Annotated in this window: 25 protein-coding genes; all 25 read left to right on the top strand. The window is 46.6% G+C overall.

The window, feature by feature from the left end; all coding sequences use genetic code 11:
- Positions 1-7: 7 nt before the first annotated feature.
- Positions 8-430 carry a flagellar biosynthetic protein FliO gene (locus tag KNP96_RS00790; RefSeq protein WP_239456731.1) on the top strand — a complete coding sequence of 141 codons (423 nt, stop codon included), beginning with the start codon at positions 8-10 and terminating at the stop codon, positions 428-430.
- Positions 427-1,095 carry a flagellar type III secretion system pore protein FliP gene (gene fliP / locus KNP96_RS00785; RefSeq protein ID WP_029330785.1) on the top strand — a complete coding sequence of 223 codons (669 nt, stop codon included), beginning with the start codon at positions 427-429 and terminating at the stop codon, positions 1,093-1,095. The genes KNP96_RS00790 and fliP overlap by 4 nt, the downstream gene beginning before the upstream one ends.
- An 11-nt stretch (positions 1,096-1,106) precedes the next feature.
- Positions 1,107-1,379, top strand: coding sequence for a flagellar biosynthesis protein FliQ (gene fliQ / locus KNP96_RS00780; RefSeq protein ID WP_012370733.1), 273 nt, complete (start codon positions 1,107-1,109; stop codon positions 1,377-1,379).
- A complete protein-coding gene (gene fliR, locus KNP96_RS00775) occupies positions 1,376-2,143 on the top strand; it encodes a flagellar biosynthetic protein FliR (protein ID WP_029330783.1) in 768 nt (255 codons plus the stop codon). The genes fliQ and fliR overlap by 4 nt, the downstream gene beginning before the upstream one ends.
- A gap of 1 nt (position 2,144) precedes the next feature.
- A complete protein-coding gene (flhB, locus tag KNP96_RS00770; RefSeq protein ID WP_214768590.1) occupies positions 2,145-3,236 on the top strand; it encodes a flagellar biosynthesis protein FlhB in 1,092 nt (363 codons plus the stop codon).
- A 14-nt stretch (positions 3,237-3,250) separates the two neighbouring features.
- A complete protein-coding gene (gene flhA / locus KNP96_RS00765) occupies positions 3,251-5,275 on the top strand; it encodes a flagellar biosynthesis protein FlhA (RefSeq protein WP_214768588.1) in 2,025 nt (674 codons plus the stop codon).
- A 3-nt stretch (positions 5,276-5,278) separates the two neighbouring features.
- Entirely contained in the window at positions 5,279-6,325 is a 1,047-nt protein-coding gene (locus KNP96_RS00760; RefSeq protein ID WP_214768585.1) for a flagellar biosynthesis protein FlhF, read from the top strand.
- Positions 6,325-7,176, top strand: a complete 852-nt coding sequence (locus KNP96_RS00755) for a MinD/ParA family protein (RefSeq protein WP_034800809.1) — start codon at positions 6,325-6,327, stop codon at positions 7,174-7,176. Before KNP96_RS00760 ends, KNP96_RS00755 begins: the two co-directional genes overlap by 1 nt.
- Before the next feature lie 21 nt (positions 7,177-7,197).
- Complete coding sequence (locus tag KNP96_RS00750; RefSeq protein WP_214765134.1) at positions 7,198-9,195, top strand: chemotaxis protein CheA; 1,998 nt, start codon at positions 7,198-7,200, stop codon at positions 9,193-9,195.
- A gap of 11 nt (positions 9,196-9,206) precedes the next feature.
- Positions 9,207-9,635, top strand: a complete 429-nt coding sequence (locus tag KNP96_RS00745) for a chemotaxis protein CheW (RefSeq protein ID WP_029330774.1) — start codon at positions 9,207-9,209, stop codon at positions 9,633-9,635.
- Entirely contained in the window at positions 9,628-10,236 is a 609-nt protein-coding gene (locus KNP96_RS00740; protein WP_029330772.1) for a chemotaxis protein CheC, read from the top strand. The genes KNP96_RS00745 and KNP96_RS00740 overlap by 8 nt, the downstream gene beginning before the upstream one ends.
- Positions 10,229-10,711 carry a chemotaxis protein CheD gene (locus tag KNP96_RS00735; protein ID WP_029330771.1) on the top strand — a complete coding sequence of 161 codons (483 nt, stop codon included), beginning with the start codon at positions 10,229-10,231 and terminating at the stop codon, positions 10,709-10,711. Before KNP96_RS00740 ends, KNP96_RS00735 begins: the two co-directional genes overlap by 8 nt.
- Before the next feature lie 13 nt (positions 10,712-10,724).
- Positions 10,725-11,498, top strand: coding sequence for a FliA/WhiG family RNA polymerase sigma factor (locus KNP96_RS00730; protein WP_029330769.1), 774 nt, complete (start codon positions 10,725-10,727; stop codon positions 11,496-11,498).
- A gap of 11 nt (positions 11,499-11,509) precedes the next feature.
- Complete coding sequence (locus tag KNP96_RS00725) at positions 11,510-11,941, top strand: hypothetical protein (RefSeq protein ID WP_214768583.1); 432 nt, start codon at positions 11,510-11,512, stop codon at positions 11,939-11,941.
- A gap of 129 nt (positions 11,942-12,070) precedes the next feature.
- Entirely contained in the window at positions 12,071-12,805 is a 735-nt protein-coding gene (rpsB, locus tag KNP96_RS00720) for a 30S ribosomal protein S2 (RefSeq protein ID WP_012370721.1), read from the top strand.
- Positions 12,806-12,887: 82 nt separating this feature from the next.
- Positions 12,888-13,769 (top strand): translation elongation factor Ts, encoded by an 882-nt coding sequence (gene tsf, locus KNP96_RS00715; protein WP_214765130.1) that lies wholly within the window; start codon positions 12,888-12,890, stop codon positions 13,767-13,769.
- Between the two features lie 110 nt (positions 13,770-13,879).
- The gene (pyrH, locus tag KNP96_RS00710; RefSeq protein WP_088837351.1) at positions 13,880-14,599 is read left to right on the top strand and encodes a UMP kinase; all 720 of its coding nucleotides are present in this window, start codon (positions 13,880-13,882) and stop codon (positions 14,597-14,599) included.
- 1 nt (position 14,600) lies between these two features.
- On the top strand, positions 14,601-15,158 hold the full coding sequence (gene frr, locus KNP96_RS00705) for a ribosome recycling factor (protein WP_029330759.1): 558 nt from the start codon (positions 14,601-14,603) through the stop codon (positions 15,156-15,158).
- A gap of 84 nt (positions 15,159-15,242) precedes the next feature.
- Complete coding sequence (locus tag KNP96_RS00700) at positions 15,243-15,980, top strand: undecaprenyl pyrophosphate synthase (protein WP_029330752.1); 738 nt, start codon at positions 15,243-15,245, stop codon at positions 15,978-15,980.
- Positions 15,981-15,999: 19 nt separating this feature from the next.
- Entirely contained in the window at positions 16,000-16,800 is an 801-nt protein-coding gene (locus KNP96_RS00695) for a phosphatidate cytidylyltransferase (RefSeq protein ID WP_214765128.1), read from the top strand.
- Positions 16,801-16,812: 12 nt separating this feature from the next.
- A complete protein-coding gene (locus KNP96_RS00690; RefSeq protein ID WP_214765126.1) occupies positions 16,813-17,967 on the top strand; it encodes a 1-deoxy-D-xylulose-5-phosphate reductoisomerase in 1,155 nt (384 codons plus the stop codon).
- Positions 17,968-17,980: 13 nt separating this feature from the next.
- On the top strand, positions 17,981-19,222 hold the full coding sequence (rseP, locus tag KNP96_RS00685; RefSeq protein ID WP_214768581.1) for an RIP metalloprotease RseP: 1,242 nt from the start codon (positions 17,981-17,983) through the stop codon (positions 19,220-19,222).
- Positions 19,223-19,252: 30 nt separating this feature from the next.
- Complete coding sequence (locus KNP96_RS00680; RefSeq protein WP_088837347.1) at positions 19,253-20,953, top strand: proline--tRNA ligase; 1,701 nt, start codon at positions 19,253-19,255, stop codon at positions 20,951-20,953.
- A 150-nt stretch (positions 20,954-21,103) separates the two neighbouring features.
- Positions 21,104-25,375, top strand: coding sequence for a PolC-type DNA polymerase III (locus KNP96_RS00675; protein WP_371816403.1), 4,272 nt, complete (start codon positions 21,104-21,106; stop codon positions 25,373-25,375).
- 129 nt (positions 25,376-25,504) lie between these two features.
- Positions 25,505-25,972, top strand: coding sequence for a ribosome maturation factor RimP (gene rimP / locus KNP96_RS00670; RefSeq protein ID WP_088837345.1), 468 nt, complete (start codon positions 25,505-25,507; stop codon positions 25,970-25,972).
- Positions 25,973-25,974 lie beyond the last annotated feature (2 nt).

The raw sequence follows: 25,974 nt of genomic DNA, 5'->3' as shown, positions 1-25,974 counted from the left end.
AGAAACAGTGGAAGAGAATTTGAATCCATCTAAGAAGAGTGAACCAACAACTCAACAGGTCGATGGGTCGTCGACGATTGTGACGGTCATTAAAGTCATCGTCACGCTCGTGGTCTTAATCGGGGGATTTCTCCTGGCTGTCCGATTGATCAATGATCGGACGCGAGGTGTCCGCCAATCCAATCAACTTTCCCATCTCGGAGGTGTGCCGCTCGGAAAAGATCGATCGGTGCAACTCGTACGCGTCCACGATAAAGTTTACGTCGTCGGTGTCGGGCAAAACATTGAGCTACTCGACACGCTCGAAGCGGATACGGAATGGTCGACTGAAGAGATGCATGACATGAAACAGTCGACGAGCGAATCGCCTTTCTTGGAGTCGTTCAAGCAACAACTTGATCAATTCCAGAAGAAACGAGGTCGTTCATGACAACGATTGAAAGTCTGATTTCTTTAGACACACCATCAGGAACAGCGACATCAGTTAAGTTACTTGTCTTGTTGACTTTATTATCCTTAGCACCCTCGTTATTGATTTTGATGACATGTTTTACGCGCGTTGTCGTCGTCTTATCCTTTGTACGTTCGGCGCTCGGGACACAACAGACACCACCGAACCAGTTGCTAGTCGGTCTTGCCTTATTCATTACATTATTCGTCATGTCACCGGTGCTGACGGAACTCAACACGACGGCACTTCAACCATACATGGGTGAAAAAATTAGTCAGGACGAAGCGTTTGATCGAGCAGGTGGAACGATGAAACGTTTTATGTCAAAACATACACGTACCAATGACTTAGAATTATTTTTGAAGTATGGAAATTACGACAAGCCGGAAAAAGTCGAAGACATTCCGCTTGTCGCGTTAGTTCCTGCTTATGCCATCAGTGAGTTGAAAACGGCTTTTCAGATTGGGTTCATGATTTTCATTCCATTTCTCGTCATCGACATGGTCGTCTCAAGTGTGTTGATGTCGATGGGGATGATGATGTTACCGCCTGTCATGATTGCTTTACCGTTTAAATTATTACTATTCATCCTCGTCGATGGTTGGCATTTAATTGTCGAGTCATTGCTTGTCAGCATGAAGTAGGGAGGAACGATATGACGCAGGAAATGATTATTCAACTAGCGAGTTCGGCCGTCTGGACCTTGTTAAAGGTATCGGCACCGCTCTTGCTCGTCTCACTCGTTGTTGGTCTGCTCGTCAGTATTTTACAAGCGACGACACAAATTCAAGAGCAGACCCTCTCGTTCGTCCCGAAAATCGTTGCTGTATTTTTAGCACTCGTCTTTTTCGGACCATGGATCATGGAAGAATTAAAAACGTTTACGATTGAAATCTTTAAACAGATTGCTGAGGTTTCAAGGAAATGACGTTATTGTCTTTTGTCAGCGTATTTTTACTCGTATTTGGTCGCATCGTCGGATTTTTGGTCGCGGCACCGTTGTTTTCATCAAAACAACTGCCGGCCCAACATAAATTAGCCTTAGCTGCCGGTCTTGCCTATTTTGCGAGCTATGCCGTCAAAACGACCGTTGAAGTCGATGATTTCAATTTTTTCTTTCGGATGGGTACGGAAGTCATTGTTGGATTATCGCTTGGCTTGTTAGCTAGCTTCCTTTTATTTGCCCCACAAATCGCCGGTTCCATCATCGATTTACAGATGGGACTCGCAATGGCATCAGCTTATGATCCGATGTTCGGTGGTCAATCACCAATCATTGGCCGGTTTTATTACATGTTGACACTACTCGTGTTACTTGCCTCCGACATGCATTTGATTTTACTCGATGGCATTTACACCAGTTTTCAAATCTTTCCACCCGGCAGTTCGATTGCAGTTTCAGGCGAGGCGGGTATGAGTCTTGTCGTTCGAGTCGTCGGTCTGGCGATGTTAACGGCACTTCAAATGGCGATGCCGCTCATCGTGTCCTTGTTCCTGGTCGATCTTGCACTTGGATTTTTAGCAAAGACAGCACCGCAATTCAATATTTTTGCGATTGGTTTTTCAGTCAAATTACTAATGGGCTATGCGATTTTATTTTTACTTGCCGGTTCGACGATTACCGGGATTTCAAAGTTCATTCCGCTACTGCAAGATGTTTTAGCGGATGCCATTCGATTACTGGGAGGTTGAGATGAATACATATCGTTTAAAACTCGACCTCCAGTACTTCGCTGGTGAAAAAACAGAGAAAGCCTCACCGCGTAAGCGGGATGATTCGAGAAAAAAAGGGCAAGTCGCAAAATCTGCTGATTTAACGAGTAGTTTAATGTTATTCGCGATGTTCCTCGTCTTGTTTTTCTTTGGACCGTTTCTCGGCAAACGTTTCGTCTTGGTTTTAGAAAATGGATTGAGTGCAAGGACCGTCCTTGTTTCAGTAGAGGAAGGGCGTGTCGAGCAGATATTAATTGAGATGTTAGGGCAAATGGCGATTCTCGTCGCCCCGTTTTTTTTAACGGCTGTCACCATCGGGATTTTAGGAAACTTCGTCCAGATTGGTGCTTTACTCAGTGCAGAATCGATTCAACCAAAGTTAGATCGAATCAATCCACTCCAAGGGGTCAAGCGCATCGTCAGTATGAAAGCACTGATCGAATTTTTAAAGTCTGTTTTTAAGTTACTTGTCATTGGGATGACGAGCGGGACGATCTTATGGAACAACAAGGTCGAAATCTCACGGTTGACGTCTGAGCCGATTGGAGATGCGTTAGCCATCATTGGTCATTTGACCTTTTTACTGGGTCTCTCGGTCAGCATCGCGTTGATTGCACTTGCCGTTTTAGATTTTGCCTATCAAAAGTTTGATTTCGAAAAATCGATTCGGATGAGTAAACAGGACTTAAAAGACGAACATAAGAACACGGAGGGTGACCCTCAAATCAAAGGTAAAATCAAACAGCAACAACGGGAGATGGCGATGCGGCGGATGATGCAAGAAATACCGAATGCAGACGTCGTCATTACGAACCCGACCCACTATGCAGTTGCCATTCAATACGATGATGGAAAACACACGGCACCAATCGTCGTCGCAAAAGGTGTGGATGCTGTCGCATTCCGTATTCGGGAGAAGGCGACAGCAGCTGACATCCCAATCATCGAAAACCGTCCGCTCGCGCGGGCCTTGTTCGCAAAATCAGAGATAGGTATGGCAGTGGATGAATCATTTTATCAGGCACTCGCTGAAACACTCGCCTTTGTCTACCAAATGAAACAAGCAAAATGAAAGGATGAAGCATCATGACTATTTCAACAAGAGATCTTTCCGTACTGCTAGGCGTCATCATGATCGTCTTCATGCTGGTCATTCCACTGCCAGGCTTTTTACTCGACTTTTTAATCATCATCAACATCTTGATTGCTTTGATGGTCTTACTCGTTTCGATGAATGCCAAAGAAGCATTGGAATTTTCAGTTTTCCCAACTTTATTGTTAATCGTCACCCTGTTTCGTCTCGCATTAAATGTCTCGACGACCCGCTCGATTCTCTCGAACGGGAATGGGGGCGAAGTGATTGAAGCATTTGGGAGCTTCGTCGTCGGCGGGAACGCACTCGTCGGGTTCGTCGTCTTCTTGATTCTCGTCTTGATCCAGTTTCTCGTCATTACAAAGGGGTCGGAACGGGTTTCGGAAGTATCGGCCCGATTTACACTGGATGCGATGCCAGGGAAACAGATGGCGATTGATGCCGATTTGAACTCTGGCATGATTGATGAACTCCAGGCACGGACACGCCGGCAAAAAATTCAATCCGAAGCCGACTTTTACGGGGCGATGGATGGGGCGTCAAAGTTTGTAAAAGGAGACGCAATCGCCGGCATCATCATCGTCATCATTAACTTGATTTTCGGGATGGTCATCGGAGTCGTCCAACAAGGGTTACCGATGACAGAATCAATCAACTTATATACGCTCTTGACAGTCGGAGATGGATTAGTCAGTCAGATTCCAGCGCTGTTGATTTCTGTCGCAACCGGGATTATCGTCACACGCTCGACGTCGGACGGCAATCTAGGTGAAGACATCATCGGTCAGTTAACGCGGACGCCATTGCTCGTCATGATTGGTGCAGGCGCGATTTTCCTACTCGGTCTGTTCACGGCGATTCCAGACTATGTGACAATTCCTGTCGCAGCAGCAGCCGGCTTCTTTGCTTGGCAAATGAGACGGACGCCAAAAGCGACCACGGAAGAAGTCGCCGTCGAAGAAGAATCGACGGAAAACCTACGCTCAAGTGAATCGGTCATTTCGCTTTTAAATGTCGATACGATTGAGTTTGAATTCGGTTATGGATTGATTCCACTTGCTGACGAAGCACAAGGTGGCGATTTACTCGACCGTGTCGTCATGATTCGTCGCCAGTTAGCATTGGAACTTGGTTTCGTCCTCCCGACCGTTCGGATTCGCGACCACTTACAACTCCCGCCGAATCATTATCGGATTAAGATTCGCGGCAGTGAGATGGCGACGGGAGAACTCTTGCTCGATCATTATTTAGCAATGAGTCCCGGAGTCGATGATCCTGAAATCCAAGGCATCGAAACGGTCGAACCAGCATTTGGAATGCCGGCGCTTTGGATTGATGAAAAGACGAGAAGTCGGGCAGAAATGTCTGGTTATACGGTCGTCGATCCACCATCGGTCGTCGCAACGCATTTAACGGAGCTGCTTAAAAAACATGCTGCAGACTTGCTGGGACGAGAAGAGACGAAGCAACTCGTTGATCACTTGAAAGAAACACATCCAATTTTAGTCGATGAAGTCACGCCGCAACTCTTAACGATTGGAGAACTGCAAAAAGTCTTCGTTCAATTACTAAAAGAAAAAATATCGATTCGCAATTTGCCATTGATTTTTGAAACACTAGCTGATTATGCGGCCGTGACGAAAGATAGCGAATTGCTTGCTGAATACGTCCGCCAAGCCTTATCACGGCAAATTACGGAACAGGTGCTGCAAGGGGATGTCTTACACGTCGTGACAGTATCGAGTGAAATGGAAATCGATATTCAGTCCGCGATTCAAAAAACAGAGTTCGGAAATTATCTTGCGCTTGACCCGGAAAAAGCGACACGGTTCATCGAGTCGTTTAATGAACTGTCGTCAGAGTTCGAACGTTACGGAGTACAACCGATCATCTTGGCTTCACCAAGCATTCGGATGTTTGTTCGTCAGTTGACGGAGCGCTATTTCCCAGATGTACCTGTCCTGTCATACAACGAATTAATTCCGACGATTGAAGTCAAGAGCATTGGGGTGATTTAACACATGATGGTTAAAAAAATTATTGCAAATTCAGTCAGTGAAGCAATGGAACTTGTCAAACGTGATTTAGGCGAAGAGGCGATTATTTTAAACACACGACATATCAAAGTGGGTGGACTCTTCGGATTGTTTGCACAAAAAAAGGTCGAACTCGTTGCTTCTGTTGACGAACATCCAATCATTCATGAAAAAGATGTCCAGCAACCGGCTCCTAAACGGACCCCGCAGCTTAAGAAAACGATTGAAATGCCAGTCCCGAAAATCATTTCGTTTTCCTCTCGACGTTTACCGGAAGAGTTAGGGGCATATGAAGCGATTTTGTCCGAACCGGCTTTACAGGCACGGGTGGAGCAATTGCACGACGTTTTGTTATCGACGTATTACAAAACAGACGATCTTGAACAAGTTCAACAAGCGTTCGCCCAAACGATTGAACATGAGTTACAAGTAACGACCGTGACATCACGTTACGTGATGTTGACAGGACCGACAGGGGTCGGCAAGACGACGACAATCGCTAAACTTGCTGCTTACTACCGATTGACGGAAGGTAAGGCGGTTGGATTGATTACAACGGATACGTACCGGATTTCGGCAATCGAACAGTTGCAAACCTATGCTGAAATCATCGATGTTCCGCTACATATCGCCTACGATTTAGCAGAGTTTGAACGAGCGAAAGAACAATTAGCAGATTGTGACATCGTTTTGATTGATACAGCTGGACGGAACTTCTTGGACGCAGGTTATATCACACAGCTTGAATCACGTCATGATTTTTCAAATACGGATGTTTTTCTTGTTTTAAGCTTAACGGCAAAATACCGGGACTTAGAGCAGATTAGACGACGTTTTGAACAAGTTCCACTCAACGGGTTTATCTTTACGAAAGCAGATGAAACGACGGAGTTTTGGTCCATCTACGGTCTAGCCGTGGAAGCGAAGCTGCCGGTGCTCTGCATCACGACGGGTCAAGAAGTACCAGAAGATATCACGTGGGTCGATCAATCCGACATGTCTCGAATGATTGTAGAAAGAGGGGGCAGGTGATGCGAGATGATCAAGCGCGTGTCTTACGTTCAAAAGTGTCAGTCAAAGAAACAAAAACGATTGCGATCGTCAGTGGTAAAGGGGGCGTTGGAAAAACGAATGTCGCCGTAAACTTGGGTGTCGCCTTATCGCTTCAAGAAAAACGTGTCCTCATCATCGATCTTGATATCGGGATGGCGAACGTCGGGGTGCTGTTAGGAAAATCATCGAAGACGTCGCTCATGGATTGTGTCAAGCGTCGTGAATCCTTGGCAGATGCAGTGGTTGAAGTTTCACCAACCTTACATTTCATCCATGGTGGAAGTGGTTTTACTGAATTAACGAATTTAACGGATCCGGATGTTGCGTTCATGATGAAAGAATTTCGTTTTTTCTATGAATACGACTTTGTCATCCTCGACCTGGGTGCTGGAGCAACACACCAGACATTCGATTTCATTAGTAGTGCCGATGAAGCCTGGCTCGTTGTTACACCAGAGCCAACATCGATCATGGATGGTTATGCGTTCGTTAAATTGTCGCACCATCATGCAACGGAGTTACCGATCGGGGTCATCGTCAATCGTGCTATGAACGGTGAAGAGGCACTCGAAACATTTGATCGTCTCGAACTGGTCAGTAAACAATTTTTGAACAAACCTTTACGATTCGCTGGGTTTTTACCAGATGACCCAACAGTCGTCAGAGCCGTCAAAGCACAAAAACCGTTCTATCTTTTTGATCGGACGAGTGATGTTAGCTGGCGACTCGATCATATTACCACCGCATTAACAGGTCTTCGCGTGCAGGAACGGAAATTTTTAGATCGATTGGTAAGTCGCTTGAAAAATCGAAACAATCGTGTGCGCTAATCATGAAGGAGGGTATCACCAATGGATTTAAATGAATATTTAGGATTGTTTCTAGACGAATCGATTGAACATTTGCAAGCTATCAATTCAAGTCTGCTCATTTTTGAACAGCGTCTCGATGATGAAGCCGTCATCGATCAGATTTTCCGCTCTGCCCATACATTAAAAGGAATGTCCGGTACGATGGGGTACGATGCCATCGCGGATTTAACACACGAAATGGAGAGTGCGCTTGACTTAGTGCGCTCAAAGACGCAACCTGCTACACCAGAGCTGATTGATGTTTTGTTCATCGCGGCGGAACAACTCGAAACGATGGTTGAGGACATCAGTCAAGGTGGAACCGGAAAGCTCGACGTGAAAGAAACGGTCGTACGATTAAAACGATTCATTCAAGCAGAAGAAACTGCTGTAGAGACGACTGAAGAAGCGACGGCTGTGGCGACGAAACGTAATTTTGAATGTGATGTCTATTCAGAGTCTGTCGTTAAACAATCGATTGCGTCCGGTTACCATGCATACGTCATCACGGTCGAACTATCGGCAGATGTCATTTTAAAAGCGGCGCGTGTCTACATGGTGTTCGACCGTCTTCAAAGTCTAGGCGATGTCATCCTTTCGAATCCGACTTCAGATGAATTAGAGCAAGAACAATTCGAAACAAGCTTCGATGTCTTGTTCGTCACGATGAAATCAGAGGAAGAAGTGACTGAAGGCATCCAGTCAGTGTCGGAAGTGGCACACGTCTCGATTCAGCCTTTTGAAACAACGATAGAAGCCGAAGTTGCGACATCCACGTTAGTTGAACCTAAATCAACAGTCGAGTCAGAAACGAAAGTCGTCAGCGAAACAACAGACGTAACAGCACCGGTCGCCTCGAAAACGATTCGTGTCAACTTGGAACGAATTGACCGTTTGATGAACTTATTCGAAGAATTCATCATTGATCGTGGTCGTTTAGAACGAATTGCTGCCGAAGTCGGTTCATCTGAATTGACGGAAACCGTCGAACGCATTAAACGCGGCACGAATGAATTACAATCGCTGGTCTTGACGTTACGCATGATGCCGATTGAACAGGTCTTCAATCGTTTCCCACGGATGGTCCGATCGGTTTCAAAAGATGTCGGTAAAAATATTAAATTGCATATCACGGGTGCAGAGACGGAGCTTGATCGAACAGTGATTGACGAGATTGGTGATCCCCTCGTTCACTTAATCCGTAATGCCGTCGATCATGGCATTGAAAGCAAGACGGATCGAATTTTAGCCGGGAAACCAGTCGAAGGCAATCTGTCGTTACGTGCTTATCATTCTGGAAACCGGGTCTTCATTGAGATTGAAGATGACGGGGCAGGAATCAACCATGAGCGGGTCACACGGATTGCGATTGAGAAAGAGTTGCTAACGGAAGAAGAAGCTGCTGTCTTAACACCGGAAGAAGCGTCGATGCTACTATTTGCACCAGGCTTCTCAACGGCAGAAACAGTAACCGATTTGTCGGGACGTGGCGTAGGTCTTGACGTCGTCAAATCGAAGATTGAGTCGCTCGGTGGCGAAGTTTTCGTCGAGACGAAACGTGGCGAAGGGACAATCTTTAGAATCAGTCTTCCATTGACGCTCTCAATCATTTCCGCGATGCTTGTTGAGCTCGGTCAAGAAACGTATGCGATTCCGCTGACGGCAATCATCGAAACGACATCGCTTCGACAAGATGCCATCTTACAAGCGCATCGTGAAAAGGTGTTTGATTTCCGTGGACAACTCGTTCCATTGATTTCGTTGAATGAAGTGTATGGTCTTCCACAAGTAGAAGCAGAAGCCTACTCAGTTGTCGTCGTTCGAAGTGGTGAAAAATTAGCCGGATTGATGGTCACTGAATTAATTGGTCAACAGGAAATCGTCATGAAGCCGCTCGGAAGTTATTTAGAAGGAATTCGCGCGATTTCTGGCGCGACGATTCTTGGGGACGGCCAAGTCGCGTTAATCATCGATAGCAATGCACTGCTACGAAAGTGAGGGAATAGATAATGGAACAAAAATGGGTCGTTTTTCAACTGGAACAAAATGCTTACGGGATTGATGTTCAATCGGTCCGCTCCATCGAACGCGTGATTCCGATTACACGAATCCCGAACGCTGCACCTTACGTAAAAGGCGTCATCAATTTGCGCGGGGTCGTGACACCGGTGATTGACTTACGGACACGTCTTGGTTTTGAGGAAATCGAAGGAACGGAAGAAACACGAATCATCATCGCGACGCTCGAACATGGAGATGCCGGGTTCATCGTCGATCGGGCGAATGAAGTCGTCGAAGCAATCGATGTCCGGATTGAACCGTTGACTGATCAAAAACAAGAAGAAACCAATTATTTGACAGCAATCGCTAAAGGGGAAGATCAATTGTTCTCCTTACTTGAGCCGAACCGTTTATTCGAGGACATCGTTCATGCTTAATCGGATGGAACAGGACATTTTCAAGGAAGTCGGAAACATCGGGGCAGCGCATGCAGCTACGGCATTATCGACACTTCTTGGACAGCCTGTTGAAATTGAAGTACCGTCAGCAGAACTCGAACACTTTTCGACGATTATTGATCGTGTAGGCGGAGCGGAAGCTTACACTGCCGGAGCCTTACTTCGCTTTACAGGAGATATCAAGGCGTCTCTACTCTTTTTGATGCCGCTCCAAGATGCGGAAAAACTGATTTCTCAGTTGATGCAACAGCCGTTTCAGTTTTTTTCGGAACATCATGCGATCGGTGTTTCCGCTTGGGAAGAAATCGGCAATATCTTAATCGGCGCTTACGCTCGCGCGATTTCTGACTGGCTGGATTTATCCGTTCATGTGACGGTTCCTGCCTCCGCTTTTGATATGGTTGGAGCAATTTTGGAAGTTGCCTTACTTGAGTCGACAAAATTTGGTAACATGGCAGTATACATCGATACGCGTCTTTCAAGTTTAGGCAACGACTTAAACGGTCATTTATTATTATTGCCAGAAGCAGATGCTTTTGCAGCGGTCTTTCAACGATTGGGTGTGGAAGTTGATGGATGAAGTCATTCGGATTGGAATAGCGGAATATGCCGTTAGTCGAAAACCGGTCGTCCTTCGTACTGCAGGATTAGGTTCCTGTGTCGGCGTCATCATTTATGATCAAGAACGTGGTCTATCGAGCATGGCACATGTCATGCTCCCAGACTCGGCAATCAGTCGCGATATCACCGTTGAAGTCGGGAAATTCGCAGATACTGCAGTAACTGAGCTTGTAAAGCGCTTACGACAAGGTGGCGCGATTCGGTTACGGGCAAAGATTGCCGGGGGAGCGCAAATGTTTCAATTCAAATATGAACATGAATCGATGCGTATCGGTGAACGGAACATCGCTGCTGTTAAAGCAGCATTGCAACAAGCGAAAATCCCACTCGTCGCGGAAGATGTTGGTGGAACGAACGGTCGGACGATCGAGTTCCATTCAAGCTCTGGTCGTCTCGTCATTCGGACGGTCAACGTCGGAACGCTGGAAATTTAGAGGAGGAATGGTCATGCGTGAGGAACTACAACAACTTTGGGATAAATGGCTATCGACGCGCGATATAGCGGTAGCTGACCTATTACTTCTGAATTATGAACCTCTAGTTCAATACCACGTTCAACGTCTTAGTGCGACACTTCCGAAAAGTGTCGATCGTGATGAGTTAAAAAGTCTAGGTATGATGGGTCTTTACGACGCACTGCAAAAGTTCGATCAAAATCATAACAATAAATTCGATACATACGCGGCCTTTCGAATTCGTGGAGCCATTTTAGATGGATTAAGAAAAATTGACTGGCTGCCACGCTCTTTGCGTGAAAAATCGAAACGTGTCGAGGCGGCCGTCGAAATTCTCGAGCAGAGCTTACAACGGACGCCGACGCTTGATGAAGTATCGTCCATCGTCGAAATGAGTCCGGACGAAGTCAAGACGGCGCTTGCAGAAAGTTACTTTGCGAATGTCCTCTCGATCGACGAGGCGGTGACGCTCCAAGATGAGGGAAAAGCAATGGCTGTATCGTATCTCGACCCGGAAGCAGCGACGCCGGAAGATACGTTACTGATGCGTGAATTGATTTCGAAGCTTGCAGAAGAAGTCGAGCAACTATCGGAAAAAGAGCAATATGTTGTGTCCCTTTTCTACTTTGAAGAACTGACGTTAACGGAAATCGGAGAAGTGCTAGGATTGTCGACTTCACGAATCTCACAAATCCACTCGAAGGCGTTACGTAAATTAAAGCAAGCGCTAGGAAGTGCCTATTTGTCTGATCGTGTCGCGATGTGAAAGGAACTACTATGACAATTTTTTATATTTTACTGGCGGCGGTCGTTAGTTATGGTCTGTTGCTTCTATTTAAACAACAAGCATTGCTAAAAGATCGTGTGACTGATCTTGAACGTCAAAAACAAGAGACGGAAGAAATCTTGCTTCGCTTCATGGAACAAGTGAACGGATTGGCAGAACGCGAGGAGCAACCGACTGCTGAGGCTGCTCCTACCCAGTCCTCATATGAAACGGTCGTCAGTCCTGATGTAACAGAACTCCCACAGTTCGAACAGGCGCAGGAAGAATCGGCTGAATCCGTTCAGCCAGTACTGACAGATGTGAAAGATCAACTTGCGGCAGGGGCCGATCTGGATCAACTCGCGCGTTCTTTAAATCGAGGAACGGGTGAAGTGGCATTGATTGCGAAACTTTCTTCAAAAACGAAGGTTGCCCGACGGTAAAGTTTATGCTATATTAGTCTACGGTGTTAATTACGCACGCATGTATCGCCGGCTGCGGTGCCTTTAATAGGTTAGCTGGGACAACGATCATCGCGGAGGACATCCAAAACCCAAAAGGAGGAATTCATCATGGCAGTAATCTCGATGAAACAATTGTTAGAAGCTGGTGTACACTTCGGTCACCAAACACGCCGTTGGAACCCAAAAATGGCAAAATACATCTTCACAGAACGTAACGGAATCTACATCATTGACCTACAAAAAACGGTTAAAAAAGTAGACGAAGCTTACAACTTCATCCGTGAAGTAGCGTCTGAAGGCGGAAACGTTCTTTTCGTTGGTACGAAAAAACAAGCTCAAGACACTGTGAAAGAAGAAGCGATCCGTGCTGGTCAATACTTCATCAACGAACGTTGGTTAGGTGGAACACTCACGAACTTCTCTACAATCAAAAAACGGATTAACCGTTTGAAACAACTCGAAAAAATGGAAGAGAACGGTACGTTCGAAGTTCTTCCTAAAAAAGAAGTCATCATTCTTAAAAAAGAAATGACTCGTCTTGAGAAATTCCTCGGCGGTATCAAAGATATGCCAGGCGTTCCAGATGCACTCTTCATCGTTGACCCACGCAAAGAGCGTATCGCGATTGCAGAAGCACACAAACTCAACATCCCAATCGTTGCGATCGTTGATACTAACTGTGATCCAGACGAAATCGACTACGTCATCCCAGCGAACGACGATGCGATCCGTGCAGTCAAATTGCTCACTGGTAAAATGGCTGACGCAATCCTCGAAGTTAAACAAGGCGAAGATAACGTAGCACCTGAAACTACTGAAGAAGTAGTAGCAGACGCTGAGTAATTCGTGATGCCAGGTGATAAAGGGAATTGACCTTTTATCACCTTTTTTTTGAAAATAAGGACGTTATAAGGAGGAATATCGAATGGCTATTACAGCAGCAATGGTAAAAGAACTTCGTGAAAAAACAGGTGCAGGTATGCTCGACTGCAAAAAAGCGCTCGTTGAAACGGATGGGGATATGAACGCGGCAGTTGATTTCTTGCGTGAAAAAGGGATCGCAAAAGCAGCAGCTAAAGGCGATCGTATCGCAGCAGAAGGTTTGACAGCAGTCGCAGTTGACGGAAACAAAGCAGCACTCGTCGAAATCAACTCAGAAACAGACTTCGTTGCAAAAAACGAACGTTTCCAATCACTCGTTCAAAACATCGCGGATGCAGTTCTCCGTAACGGTTCTGAAACGGCTGAAGCAGCTCTTGCTTCTGAATACGAAGCGGGTAAAACAATCGAAACGTATATTTCTGAAGAAGCTTCTACAATCGGAGAGAAAATTTCACTCCGCCGTGTAGCACTCTTCACGAAAGAAGACAACGCAGCGTTCGGTTCTTACCTCCACATGGGTGGACGTATCGGTTCTGTCGTCGTCATCGAAGGAACAACAGACGAAGCAGTTGCAAAAGATGTTTCGATGCACATCGCAGCGGCACGCCCACTTTACGTCGATCGTTCTTCTGTAACAGAAGAAGAAAAAGCACGTGAAGAAAAAGTCTTGACAGAGCAAGCAATCAACGAAGGCAAACCTGCTAACATCGTTGAAAAAATGATTGCTGGACGTATGAACAAGTACTTCGAGGAAATTTGCCTCGTCGACCAAACATTCGTTAAAGACCCAGACTTCAAAGTTGGTAAATACGTAGAATCTAAAGGCGGAAAAGTCGTTTCATTCGTACGCTTCGAAGTTGGAGAAGGTATGGAAAAACGTGAAGAAAACTTCGCTGAAGAAGTTATGAACCAACTTAAAAAATAAGAATCAGGATTTCCTGATGACAAGAGAAGGAACACGTATGCTTCAATCCACTTTCGTGTGGAAGTGGTTCGTGTTCCTTTTTTACGGAATTTAGCAAGGAGGACGTAGTCATGCAACCGAAATATAACCGGATTGTGTTAAAATTGAGCGGAGAAGCGCTCGCAGGTGATCAAGGGTTCGGAATCAACCCCGCAATCGTCAATTCAATTTCTCAACAGATTCGCGAATTGGTAGAATTGAATGTACAAGTTGCCGTTGTTGTAGGTGCAGGTAACATTTGGCGTGGTAAAACAGGGGCAGAACTTGGAATGGACCGGGCAAATGCCGATTATATGGGGATGCTTGCGACGGTCATGAACTCGCTCGCATTACAAGATAGCTTAGAGTCAGTAGGCGTTGAAACGCGCGTTCAGACTTCAATCGAAATGCGACAAGTTGCTGAACCGTACATTCGTCGTCGTGCGATGCGTCACTTAGAAAAAGGTCGGGTCGTCATTTTTGCGGCCGGAACGGGAAATCCGTACTTCTCGACAGATACGACAGCAGCGCTTCGTGCCGCTGAAATTGAAGCTGAAGTCATCTTGATGGCGAAAAACAATGTCGATGGTGTGTATTCGGCCGATCCGAACGTAGATCCGGATGCGAAAAAATTCGAGACATTGTCTTACCTCGATGTATTAAAAGACGGCTTGCAAGTCATGGATTCGACTGCAACGTCACTCTGCATGGATAATGATATTCCGCTCATCGTTTTCTCATTGATGGAAGAAGGAAATATTAAACGCGTCGTCGTTGGCGACGAAATTGGAACACTCGTAAGGGGGAAATAATATGTCACAGCAAATCATGAAACAAGCCGAAGATCGGATGGAAAAAGCGCATCTTTCACTTAAAAAAGAACTTGCGACACTCCGTGCGGGTCGTGCGAACGTTGCAATCCTTGATCCTGTTCATGTCGATTACTACGGTTCACCGACACCACTTAATCAAGTCGCGAACGTGAATACACCGGAAGCGCGCCTCATCTTAATCACACCTTGGGATAAATCGATGGTTACAGAAATCGAAAAAGCAATCCAACGTGCAGATTTAGGATTAGCCCCATCTTCAGATGGTACGGTCATTCGCTTAGCGATTCCGCCACTTACGGAAGATCGCCGAAAAGAACTTGTTAAGCTCGTCAAGAAGTATACGGAAGAAGGAAAAGTTGCATTACGTAACATTCGCCGTGATACGAACGAGCAACTGAAAAAAGAAGAAAAAGATGGAGCGCTAACAGAGGATGACTTACGTGGTTATACGGAAGATGTCCAAACATTGACGGATAAATTCGTCAAAGCGCTTGATCAAACAGCGACGGATAAAGAAAAAGAAATTATGGAAGTATGACGCGAATCGTCGTCATGTTGGGGACTCTTTGTCACACGAAGAGTCCCCTTCTTCTTATAAATGAATGAGGGGAGGAAGAAGTACATGTTTCAATGGTTAAACCAGACAAAAGAAGTGATCGAACAACACGTACCTGATCACATCGCGATCATCATGGATGGAAATGGACGTTGGGCAAAAAAACGAGGACTTCCCCGCATCATGGGGCATCGTGAAGGGATGAAATCAGTTCGCGAAGTCGTCCGTGTCGCTAATGAGTTAGGGGTAAAGAGTCTGACCTTATACGCTTTCTCGACTGAAAACTGGACGCGTCCTGAAGAAGAAGTCAGTTTCTTGATGAAGTTACCGGCTCAATTTTTAGAGTCGGATTTAAAAGACTTGAATGAACGCAATGTCAAAGTAGAAGTCGCTGGTGAAATATCGCGTTTACCCGTCTATACACGGGAGGCAGTTCAACAAGCGAAACAGGATACAGTTGACAATACTGGACTACGGTTAATTTTTGCATTAAATTATGGCGGGCGAGATGAAATCGTTCAAGTCATGCAAAAGATTGCTGAAAAAGTACAAGCCGGACAACTGCTTCCGACTGAGATTACAAATGAGGTCATCGAACACGAATTGATGACGGGTTCCATGACAGATGTCGATCTCGTCATACGAACGAGCGGAGAACAGCGGTTATCGAATTTCTTGTTATGGCAAGCAGCCTATGCGGAGTTTTACTTCACCGATGTCTTGTGGCCGGAATTTCGACGGGAACAATTTTTGACAGCAATCGAGGATTACAATCAACGGACACGCCGATTCGGCGGCGTCTGACTAAACGAGGACATAGCTTATGAAAACGCGTATTATTACAGGGATTTGGGCAGGTGCCATCTTTTTAGGGTTACTTTACTTGGGTGGTCTTCCATTTCTTGCCTTCATGGCAATCTTAACAGTGGTCGGTTATACAGAACTCGTCAAGATGAGACAACTGAGCTTTTCGTCGATTCCCGTTCTCTTGTTCGGGATTGGGACATTGCTTCCCTTCATTCGTGTCTATGAATTAACGAGTGAACAAACAGTGGTAAGCGGATTATCTCCACTTGCTTGGGGAATGCTGATTATTTTAGTCGGTCTATTTTGGACTGTATTTTCAAAAAATGTGTTCACGTTTGACGACGTGGCTTTTTTGCTACTAACGAGTGTTTATGTCGGTGTTGGTTTTGCATCGTTCGCGTTCATCCGTTTACTGGATAATGGCCTGACGCTATCGCTGTTAATCATTCTTTTGATTTGGTTCACAGATTCAGGTGCCTATTTTGTCGGGAAACGTTTCGGCAAAACAAAACTATGGCCGGCAATCAGTCCAAATAAGACGATTGAAGGGGCGGCAGGCGGAATTTTACTCGCGGTACTTCTTGGTGTGATTTTTGAAGCGATTACACCGACAATCGGGTATGCGGAAGTCGTTTTATTAGCACTGATCGTGGCTGTCGTCGGTCAACTGGGTGATCTCGTACAATCAGCATACAAACGACATTATGGCGTGAAAGATGCCGGAAGTTTACTTCCGGGGCACGGTGGGATTCTTGATCGTTTTGATAGCATGTTAATCGTCTTTACGGTATTGATCACACTCGGCATCTTCAGTTGAGGAGGAAGTTACATGAAGAAAGTCAGTATTATTGGGGGAACAGGTTCGATCGGGACACAGACGCTGGACGTCATTGCCGCCAATCCTGAACAGTTTCAACTCGTCAGTTTTGCGTTCGGGAAAAATATTGACGTTGCAGTTCCATGGTTGAATCGTTTACGTCCGATGCTTGTCTCCGTCATGGACGAAGTGACGCGCGGACAGTTGCAAAAGCTACTCGACTATCGTCCGACAATTTTGACGGGCGATCAAGGCTTGATTGACGTCGCAACAATGGAAGAAGCAGATATTGTCATCACGGCAGTCGTCGGTGCAGTCGGTCTCCGTCCGACGCTCGCAGCGATTGAAGCAGGAAAAACGATTGGTCTCGCGAATAAAGAAACCTTGGTTACTGCTGGACATCTTGTCATGAAAAAAGCACGTGAAAAAGGTGTTGCTATCTTACCTGTCGATAGTGAGCATGCAGCGATTTTCCAATGTTTGAATGGAGAACGACGTGAAGATGTCCGTCAAATTATTTTAACGGCATCTGGCGGTAGTTTCCGTGACATGACGCGCGATCAATTGGCAGATGTTACGGTCGAGCAAGCGCTGAATCATCCGAACTGGTCGATGGGGGCGAAAATTACGATTGATTCTGCAACGATGATGAATAAAGGGTTCGAAGTCATTGAAGCCCACTGGTTATTTGATGTTGCGTATGAAGAAATCGATGTCGTCATTCACCGAGAGTCAATCATTCACTCGATGGTCGAGTTCAATGATGGTGCCGTCATGGCACAGCTCGGTATGCCGGATATGCGTGAACCGATTCAATATGCCCTTACATATCCGTCCCGCCTTGAAATCAAAGGGGGAGAACGGTTAAACTTAAAAGAAATCGGACGCTTGAACTTTGCTGAAGCTTCATTTGAACGCTATCCCTTATTACGCCTCGCTTTTGAAGCGGGTAGTGCGGGGGGTTCGATGCCTTCAGTACTTAATGCCGCGAACGAACAAGCAGTTGACCGCTTTTTAAAAGGGGAAATCAGCTTTTTAGAAATCGAAGTGAGTGTTGAAGCTGCGTTACGGGCGCATGAACTGATCAACGATCCGTCTTTGGATCAAATTTTAGAGGCGGATCGCTGGGCACGTGCGTTTGTCGCGTCACTTTCACTCGCTAACTAAGGATGGGATAGCAATGACGACCTTTATTTCGATCGTATTGATGTTCGGTGTACTTGTTGCCGTACATGAATGGGGTCATCTCGTAATGGCGAAGCGCGCTGGAATCCTTTGCCGGGAGTTCGCGATCGGCTTTGGACCGAAAATCTTCTCGTTTTTCAAAAATGAGACATTGTATACGGTTCGCCTCTTGCCAATTGGCGGATATGTTAAGATGGCTGGCGAAGAACCAGAGTTCGTTGAAGTCAAACCTGGTCAGGCTGTTGGCTTAGGCATGAACGAGGGCCTTGTCGACGCGATCTATTTAGATGCAAGCCATCCGAAGGCAGACCAAGTCGTGACGGTCGAACGGATTGATTTATTGCACAAGTTAGAGCTCGTTGGGTTACAAGACGAAGTCTCGACACGATACGATATTTCAAAAACCGCCTTCCTCGTCGAAGGGCAGACACGAACACAAATTGCGCCGTACGACCGGACATTTGGTTCGAAATCCGTTTTTAAACGGGTACTTGCGATTGCTGCCGGACCAGCGATGAACTTTGTTCTCGCCTTCATCATCTTATTTGGATTAGCGTTGTACAACGGTTCTCCAACAGGTGAAAGTGTCATCGGGACCGTTCAAAAAGATTCGCCGGCGGACCAAGCAGGACTCGTCGAAGGCGACCGGATTGTTTCCGTCAACGGAGACGAGACGACAAAATGGGAAGACCTTCGTGCTGGATTCCAAGATGAAGCTGGAAAAGAAACGACCGTCGTCTATGAGCGGGATGGTCAAGAAACAACAACACAAATCACGCCGAAAATTCAACAACAAGGCGATCAAAAAGTCGGAATCATCGGTGTGACGAATGAGACGGAAAAGTCGTTCGGGACGGCACTCGAAACGGGTGTAACGGAAACATGGCGGATGTCGACGTTAATTGTCGGCGCAGTTGGTGACTTAGTGACGGGGGGCGTTGGTGTCGATCAACTATCAGGTCCTGTCGGAATCGTCAAGATGACGGACCAGGTAGCGGACAGCGGATTTTCGATGCTCTTGACGTGGACAGCTCTATTGTCCGTCAACTTAGCGGTCTTTAACCTATTACCACTACCCGCGCTTGACGGTGGTCGATTACTCTTCCTCTTCCTCGAAGCGTTACGCGGCAAACCGGTCGACCCGCAAAAAGAAGGGCTCGTGCACTTCGTTGGATTTGCACTGCTCATGCTCTTGATGCTCGTCGTCACATGGAATGACATCCAGAAGTTCTTTTAATCTTTCAATCAAAGGGGTTCACGACTCATTATGAAACAATCGAAAATGTTTATGCCAACATTGCGTGAAGTACCATCAGACGCAGATGCTATTAGCCATCAACTATTATTACGTGCGGGTTTTGTCCGTCAAAATGCAGCAGGAATTTACTCATACTTGCCACTTGCGAAACGTGTCTTAGCGAAGATTGAGACGATCATTCGTGAAGAGATGGATGCGGCTGGGGCACAAGAGCTATTGATGCCAGCTATTCAACCGGCAGAGCTATGGGAAGAAACCGGGCGCTGGGACATTTACGGACCTGAATTGATGCGCTTGACAGACCGTCATGATCGACGGTTCGCGCTCGGTGCGACACATGAAGAATTAATTACGTCAATCGTTCGGGATGAGTTGAACTCGTACAAAAAATTACCGGTCAATCTGTTTCAGATTCAAATGAAGTATCGTGACGAACGTCGCCCACGGTTCGGTCTCTTGCGCGGACGTGAGTTCATCATGAAAGATGCGTATTCGTTCCATGCGACACAAGAAAGCCTGGATGACGAATACCAAAACATGTTTGAAACATACAATAAAATCTTTACGCGTGTCGGATTAGAGTTCCGCCCTGTCGTTGCCGATTCGGGTGCGATTGGTGGAAGTGGCACACATGAATTCCATGCACTTGCAGCAATCGGTGAAGATACGATTGTTTATTCCGATCAGTCGGATTACGCAGCAAACCTGGAGATGGCAGAAGCTGTTGACGCGTACGACGTACAAGGCAAAGCACCGGAAGCACTGGAAACCGTTAATACAGGAGAAGCGAAAACGATTGAAGCGGTAGGCGAGTTCCTGCAGGTACCGGCAACCGAATCAATCAAGACGGTCGTCTTCAAGACGGAACAAGGTCTCGTCATGGCCCTCGTCCGGGGTGATCACGAAGTCAATGACATTAAATTGAAAAACTACCTTGGTGCGCTTGATATCACGATGGCTTCTGATGAGGAAATCGAACAAGCACTGCATTCGAAACCGGGCACGCTCGGTCCGATTGGAGCAGACATGCAGGTCGTGGCGGATTATGCTGTCCGCGCTTTGACGAACGCAGTTTGTGGAGCGAATAAAGCGGAAACGCATTACATCCATGTAAATCCAAGTCGTGATTTCGAAGCGGAATATACAGATTTACGCTTCGTCGAAGAAGGCGATGCTTCACCAGACGGCGAGGGGCACGTCAAGTTCGCCCGCGGTATCGAAGTCGGACAAGTCTTCAAACTCGGGACACGCTACTCGCAAGGAATGGGTGCGACGTTCCTTGATGAAGGTGGAAAAGCGCAACCCCTTATCATGGGTTGTTACGGCATCGGTGTTTCACGGACACTTTCTGCCGTCGTCGAACAGCATTATGATGAGCGTGGTATCATTTGGCCGAAAGCGATTGCTCCGTATGATGTGCATTTGATTGCCGTCAATGGGAAAAACGCTGAGCAAATGGAAGTGGCAGAAAACGTCTACCGTCAACTGACGGCTGCTGGATTCTCTGTTCTGTTTGACGATCGGAAAGAACGGGCTGGCGTGAAATTCGCAGATGCTGATTTAGTTGGCTTACCTGTTCGAATCAACGTCGGGAAAAAAGCGGCAGACGGAATCGTTGAGCTGAAAGCACGCCGCGGCGGCGAAGCAGAAGAAATTGAACAAGGAAATCTCGTTCAGGCTGTTCGTTCGCTGTATGAAGGTTTAGAATAAGTAATGGGAACGGTCACTTAAAACGTTTAAGTGACTGTTTTCTTGTCTCACACCCATTCGCCCCTTGGGCAATCTGCAAGAGGAGGAGGAGTTGCTGTCACGGTGTGATGCGATAGGACAGCACAATTGCGAGTGGATACACAACAACGCATGTCGCTTTTAATGAGTGATTTAGATTTACCGACAGGAATTACTGAAGAATATTTTACGGGGGCTACCCTTGAGAAGCTCCGTGTCAATAAAAGCAATTCAACGTGGACGTTCCAAATTCGAATTCCGAAGATTTTGCCGCAAAACGTCTATCAGATGTTTTTCAGTCGTTTGACGAGTCGTTATCAACAATTTGCGGAAGTCAAATTAAACCTCGTTTCGGACGATCGTCCGGAAAGCAAACTTTTCATCGACTATTGGCCATACGTCGTTCAGGATTTAGCTGATGCGTCTGCAGCGATGCGGACCCAGCTCAGTCGTGTTTTGCCAGAGTTTAGGGAAAATAAACTCTTCATCCCTGTTCGGAGTGAACCGGAAGCTGGTTTTTTAAAGAATGATCTGTGTGGAGAGATGCAATTATTATACGGTGCCTATGGATTTCCGAAGTTTGTTTGTGAACCGATTGTCCAGATGGATCAATCGACACAAGAGGCGTTACGCAATCAAGTCAAACAAGAGGACATCGAGGAAGCGAAACGGATGCTCGAGCTTCAATTCAAACGTGAGCAGTCGCGCGATGATGATGAGGGACCGGTCGACATTCGGATCGGAAAACCGATTCAAGATGAAATCGTGCCGATTAAGACGATTCAAGATGAAGAACGTCGGATTGCGATTCGGGGACTTGTCTTCTCAGCAGAGAGCCGGGAATTACGAAGTGGAAAAACGATCTTTACTTTTAAATTGACCGACTATACCGATTCGCTTGTCGTCAAGATGTTTGCACGAGATGAAACGGACGTCAAAGTCCTATCAGCAATCAAAAAGGGCATGTGGATTCAAGTGGCTGGACGAGTCGAGTTCGACACCTTCCTCCGCGATCTCTGTATGATGATTGCACAATTGTCTGAAGTGAAGGTTGAACTTCCGGGTGACCCTTGGACAGGTGAGAAGCGTGTCGAATTGCACGCGCACTCGCAAATGAGTCAGATGGATGCTGTCATGAACGTGACGAAGTACGTCGAACGTGCTGCTGCTTGGGGACACCCGGCCGTCGCCATCACAGATCACGCGGGAGCGCAAAGCTTCCCGGATGCCTATTATGCCGGAAAGAAAAATGACATTAAGGTATTGTATGGAATCGAAGCGAACGTCGTCAATGATGGTGTCCAAGTTGCCTATAACCCGGTCGATCGCAGTCTTGAGGACGCGACGTTCGTCGTCTTTGACGTCGAGACAACCGGATTATCAGCGATGTATAACAAAATCATCGAATTAGCTGCCGTAAAAATTTATGACGGAGACGTGATTGATAAATTCGAAGCATTCGCTGATCCGAAACACTTATTATCTGCGACGACGATCGATTTGACGGGCATCACCGATGACATGGTCCGTGGGAAACCGGATCCGGAACAAGTCGTCAAGGAATTCATGGACTGGGCGGGGGATTCGATTCTTGTCGCCCATAATGCGGCCTTTGACATCGGATTTTTGAATGCGACGCTTCGTTCTGGTGAACATGACGAATCGACATTGCCCGTTATCGATACGCTTGAACTGGCACGTGTCTTGATGCCGACACTGAAGAATCACCGTTTGAATACGCTCGCGAAACGATTTGATATCGAACTGACACAACATCACCGTGCGATTTATGATGCGGAAGCAACCGGCTATTTGATGTTGAAGTTATTGCAAATGGCAGATGAGATGTTCAACATGACAACGCACTTGTCGCTCAACCGGGAGATGGGAAAAGACATTTCTCGGACGCGTCCATATCATGCGACCGTCTATGCTAAAAATCGGACGGGGCTAAAAAATCTCTACCAGCTCATCTCGCTTGCGCATACGAAACACGTCCATCGTGTCGTTCGGACGCCACGTTCGCAGCTCGTTGCGCACCGGGAAGGTTTAATCATCGGCTCTGCGTGTGACAATGGAGAAGTGTTTGATGCGGCGCTCAATAAGTCGGATGAAGATTTAGCGAAGGTCATGCAGTTTTATGATTTCATCGAAATTCAGCCGCCGGCGATGTACGGTCATTTAATCGAGCGAGAAATCGTTCAAAATGAACTCGAACTTCGTGAGTTGATCAAAAAAGTCATCCGGGTCGCAGAAGAAAACGACATCCTGCCGGTCGCGACAGGGAACGTACATTATCTCGATCGCCATGACGCGACGTACCGTGAAGTTTTGATTCGGACGCAAGGTGGGGCAAATATGCTCAACATGCGGAAACAGCTTCCCCCGGCTCATTTCCGGACAACGCAGGAAATGATGGAAGACTTCCGGTTCCTTGCACCGGATCTTGCAGAACGCCTTGTCGTCACGAATAGTCAGAAAGTCGCTGAGATGTTCGAAAACATCGATATCATCCCGAAAGATCTCTTTACTCCTAAAATTGACGGTGCTGATGATGAGGTTCGCAATCTGTCCTACGACATGGCACATAAAATTTATGGGGAGACGTTACCGGAAATCGTCGAAGCCCGACTCGAAAAAGAATTGAAATCAATCATCGGCCATGGTTTTGCCGTCATCTATTTGATTTCGCATAAACTCGTAAAAAAATCGCTTGATGATGGGTACCTTGTCGGATCGCGTGGTTCTGTCGGATCGAGTCTCGTCGCGACGATGACGGAAATCACGGAAGTTAATCCACTACCGCCGCATTACGTCTGTCCGAACTGTCAAGAATCCGAGTTCTTCGATGATGGGTCGGTCGGATCCGGATTCGATTTACCGGATAAGGAATGTAAGACGTGCCAAATTCCATTGACGAAAGACGGACACGACATCCCGTTCGAAACGTTCCTTGGGTTCAAGGGGGATAAAGTACCGGATATTGATTTGAACTTTAGTGGGGAGTACCAGCCGAAAGCCCATGCCTATACGAAAGTCTTGTTCGGGGATGATTATGTCTACCGGGCAGGGACGATCGGGACGATCGCCGAAAAAACAGCCTATGGGTATGTGAAGGGGTATCAATCAGAAAATGATTTAAATTACCGTAACGCGGAAGTCGACCGGCTCGTCAGCGGGGTGACAGGTGTCAAGCGAACGACAGGACAGCACCCCGGCGGTATCATCGTTGTCCCGGACTACATGGACATCTATGATATCAGTCCGATCCAGTTCCCGGCGGACGATATGGGATCGGAATGGAAAACGACACACTTTGACTTCCACTCGATTCACGATAATCTGCTGAAACTTGATATTCTCGGACACGATGACCCGACGATGATTCGGATGCTGCAAGATTTATCCGGGCGTGATCCGAAAACGATTCCCGTCGATGACGCCGAGGTCATGAAAATTTTCAGTTCGACGGAATCGATTGGTGTCACACCGGAACAGATTGATTCGAAAACCGGAACGCTCGGGATTCCAGAGTTCGGGACGAAGTTCGTTCGACAGATGCTTGAAGAAACGAAACCGACGACGTTCTCGGAACTCGTCCAGATTTCCGGTCTGTCGCACGGAACGGACGTTTGGCTCGGGAATGCCAGTGAGTTGATTTATAACGGAACCTGTGAACTGAAAGACGTCATCGGCTGCCGGGATGACATCATGGTCTACTTGATTTATGCCGGTCTTGAGCCGTCGCTTGCCTTTAAAATCATGGAATCCGTCCGTAAAGGAAAAGGGCTCTCGATTGAGATGGAAGAAGCGATGATTGAAAACAGTGTACCCCTTTGGTACATCGACTCGTGTAAAAAAATCAAGTACATGTTCCCGAAAGCCCACGCTGCAGCTTACGTTTTGATGGCGGTCCGGATTGCCTATTACAAAGTCCACCATCCGATGTACTACTACGCATCGTATTTCACGGTCCGGGCGGGTGATTTTGACATCGGTGCGATGAACAAAGGGACAGCCGCCGTCCGAAAAGTTTTACAAGATATCAAAGATAAAGGATTCGAGGCGACGGCGAAGGATAAAGGACTTTATACGGTTCTTGAAATTGCGCTTGAGATGATTGAACGCGGCTTTACGTTCCAAAAAGTCGATTTGTATAAGTCGAGCGCCAGTGAATTCCTAATCGAAGGTGATTCGCTGTTACCACCGTTCGACGCCGTGACCGGGCTCGGAACAAATGCGGCAAAACAAATCGTCGAGGCCCGAAAAGGTGGCGAGTTCCTGTCGAAAGAAGATTTACAGAAACGTGCCAAATTATCGAAAACGATTATCGAAACGCTCGACAATCTTGGTTGTCTCGAAGGTCTTCCGGACGAGAACCAGCTTTCGTTATTTGACCTGTAAAGCCAGGCGGAGACTTGCTTAGAGCGGTTCATTATGCTATATTGAGTGAGGAAATGTTTTTTATACTACGACTTGGAAGGAGTAGGGGGACCTGCTCCTTTCTTGTTTGTTTTTTGAAGGAGGATGAAGATGACGAACGTAACTGAGAAGGTCGAGGCGCTCGCAAAACCAATCGTGGAACGAGAGGGGATGGAGCTTGTCGACGTCGAATTCGTCAAAGAGGGGGCGGATTGGTTCCTACGTGTCTCCATCGATAAGGAAGGTGGCGTTGACCTTGAAGATTGTGTCAACATCAACGAACAGTTATCGGAAGCATTGAATAATGATGATCCGATTGACGAACCCTATTATCTAGATGTTGCCAGTCCAGGTGCAGAACGACCACTCAAAAAAGCGGAAGATTTCGAAAAGGCGATTGGTAAACATATCTACGTCAAAACGAATGATCCGGTTAAAGATGCTACCGAATTTGAAGGAACGTTACTTGCGTATAACGACGAAATGCTTGAAATCGAAGTCCGCGTAAAAACACGAAAATTGAAAATTGAAATACCGGTGACCAAGATCGCGATGGCGCGACTTGCGGTACTGTTCTAAGG

It is taken from the genome of Exiguobacterium sp. s133 (assembly GCF_018618595.1).
Taxonomy (GTDB): Bacteria; Bacillota; Bacilli; order Exiguobacteriales; family Exiguobacteriaceae; genus Exiguobacterium_A; species Exiguobacterium_A oxidotolerans.
Note: the sequence above shows the minus strand (reverse complement) of the source record. Positions and strands in the feature narration are given on the sequence as shown.

What these genes read in the sequence shown, in the direction of transcription:
- KNP96_RS00745 (WP_029330774.1), top strand. Translation starts at nt 9,207, where the DNA reads ATGGAACAAAAATGGGTCGTTTTTCAACTGGAACAAAATGCTTACGGG.
- KNP96_RS00755 (WP_034800809.1), top strand. Translation starts at nt 6,325, where the DNA reads ATGCGAGATGATCAAGCGCGTGTCTTACGTTCAAAAGTGTCAGTCAAA.
- tsf (WP_214765130.1), top strand. Translation starts at nt 12,888, where the DNA reads ATGGCTATTACAGCAGCAATGGTAAAAGAACTTCGTGAAAAAACAGGT.
- fliQ (WP_012370733.1), top strand. Translation starts at nt 1,107, where the DNA reads ATGACGCAGGAAATGATTATTCAACTAGCGAGTTCGGCCGTCTGGACC.
- KNP96_RS00730 (WP_029330769.1), top strand. Translation starts at nt 10,725, where the DNA reads ATGCGTGAGGAACTACAACAACTTTGGGATAAATGGCTATCGACGCGC.
- rimP (WP_088837345.1), top strand. Translation starts at nt 25,505, where the DNA reads ATGACGAACGTAACTGAGAAGGTCGAGGCGCTCGCAAAACCAATCGTG.
- flhA (WP_214768588.1), top strand. Translation starts at nt 3,251, where the DNA reads ATGACTATTTCAACAAGAGATCTTTCCGTACTGCTAGGCGTCATCATG.
- KNP96_RS00760 (WP_214768585.1), top strand. Translation starts at nt 5,279, where the DNA reads ATGATGGTTAAAAAAATTATTGCAAATTCAGTCAGTGAAGCAATGGAA.
- fliP (WP_029330785.1), top strand. Translation starts at nt 427, where the DNA reads ATGACAACGATTGAAAGTCTGATTTCTTTAGACACACCATCAGGAACA.
- KNP96_RS00725 (WP_214768583.1), top strand. Translation starts at nt 11,510, where the DNA reads ATGACAATTTTTTATATTTTACTGGCGGCGGTCGTTAGTTATGGTCTG.
- flhB (WP_214768590.1), top strand. Translation starts at nt 2,145, where the DNA reads ATGAATACATATCGTTTAAAACTCGACCTCCAGTACTTCGCTGGTGAA.
- rseP (WP_214768581.1), top strand. Translation starts at nt 17,981, where the DNA reads ATGACGACCTTTATTTCGATCGTATTGATGTTCGGTGTACTTGTTGCC.
- fliR (WP_029330783.1), top strand. Translation starts at nt 1,376, where the DNA reads ATGACGTTATTGTCTTTTGTCAGCGTATTTTTACTCGTATTTGGTCGC.
- KNP96_RS00740 (WP_029330772.1), top strand. Translation starts at nt 9,628, where the DNA reads ATGCTTAATCGGATGGAACAGGACATTTTCAAGGAAGTCGGAAACATC.
- frr (WP_029330759.1), top strand. Translation starts at nt 14,601, where the DNA reads ATGTCACAGCAAATCATGAAACAAGCCGAAGATCGGATGGAAAAAGCG.
- pyrH (WP_088837351.1), top strand. Translation starts at nt 13,880, where the DNA reads ATGCAACCGAAATATAACCGGATTGTGTTAAAATTGAGCGGAGAAGCG.
- KNP96_RS00680 (WP_088837347.1), top strand. Translation starts at nt 19,253, where the DNA reads ATGAAACAATCGAAAATGTTTATGCCAACATTGCGTGAAGTACCATCA.
- KNP96_RS00695 (WP_214765128.1), top strand. Translation starts at nt 16,000, where the DNA reads ATGAAAACGCGTATTATTACAGGGATTTGGGCAGGTGCCATCTTTTTA.
- KNP96_RS00735 (WP_029330771.1), top strand. Translation starts at nt 10,229, where the DNA reads ATGGATGAAGTCATTCGGATTGGAATAGCGGAATATGCCGTTAGTCGA.
- KNP96_RS00700 (WP_029330752.1), top strand. Translation starts at nt 15,243, where the DNA reads ATGTTTCAATGGTTAAACCAGACAAAAGAAGTGATCGAACAACACGTA.
- rpsB (WP_012370721.1), top strand. Translation starts at nt 12,071, where the DNA reads ATGGCAGTAATCTCGATGAAACAATTGTTAGAAGCTGGTGTACACTTC.
- KNP96_RS00675 (WP_371816403.1), top strand. Translation starts at nt 21,104, where the DNA reads ATGTCGCTTTTAATGAGTGATTTAGATTTACCGACAGGAATTACTGAA.
- KNP96_RS00750 (WP_214765134.1), top strand. Translation starts at nt 7,198, where the DNA reads ATGGATTTAAATGAATATTTAGGATTGTTTCTAGACGAATCGATTGAA.
- KNP96_RS00690 (WP_214765126.1), top strand. Translation starts at nt 16,813, where the DNA reads ATGAAGAAAGTCAGTATTATTGGGGGAACAGGTTCGATCGGGACACAG.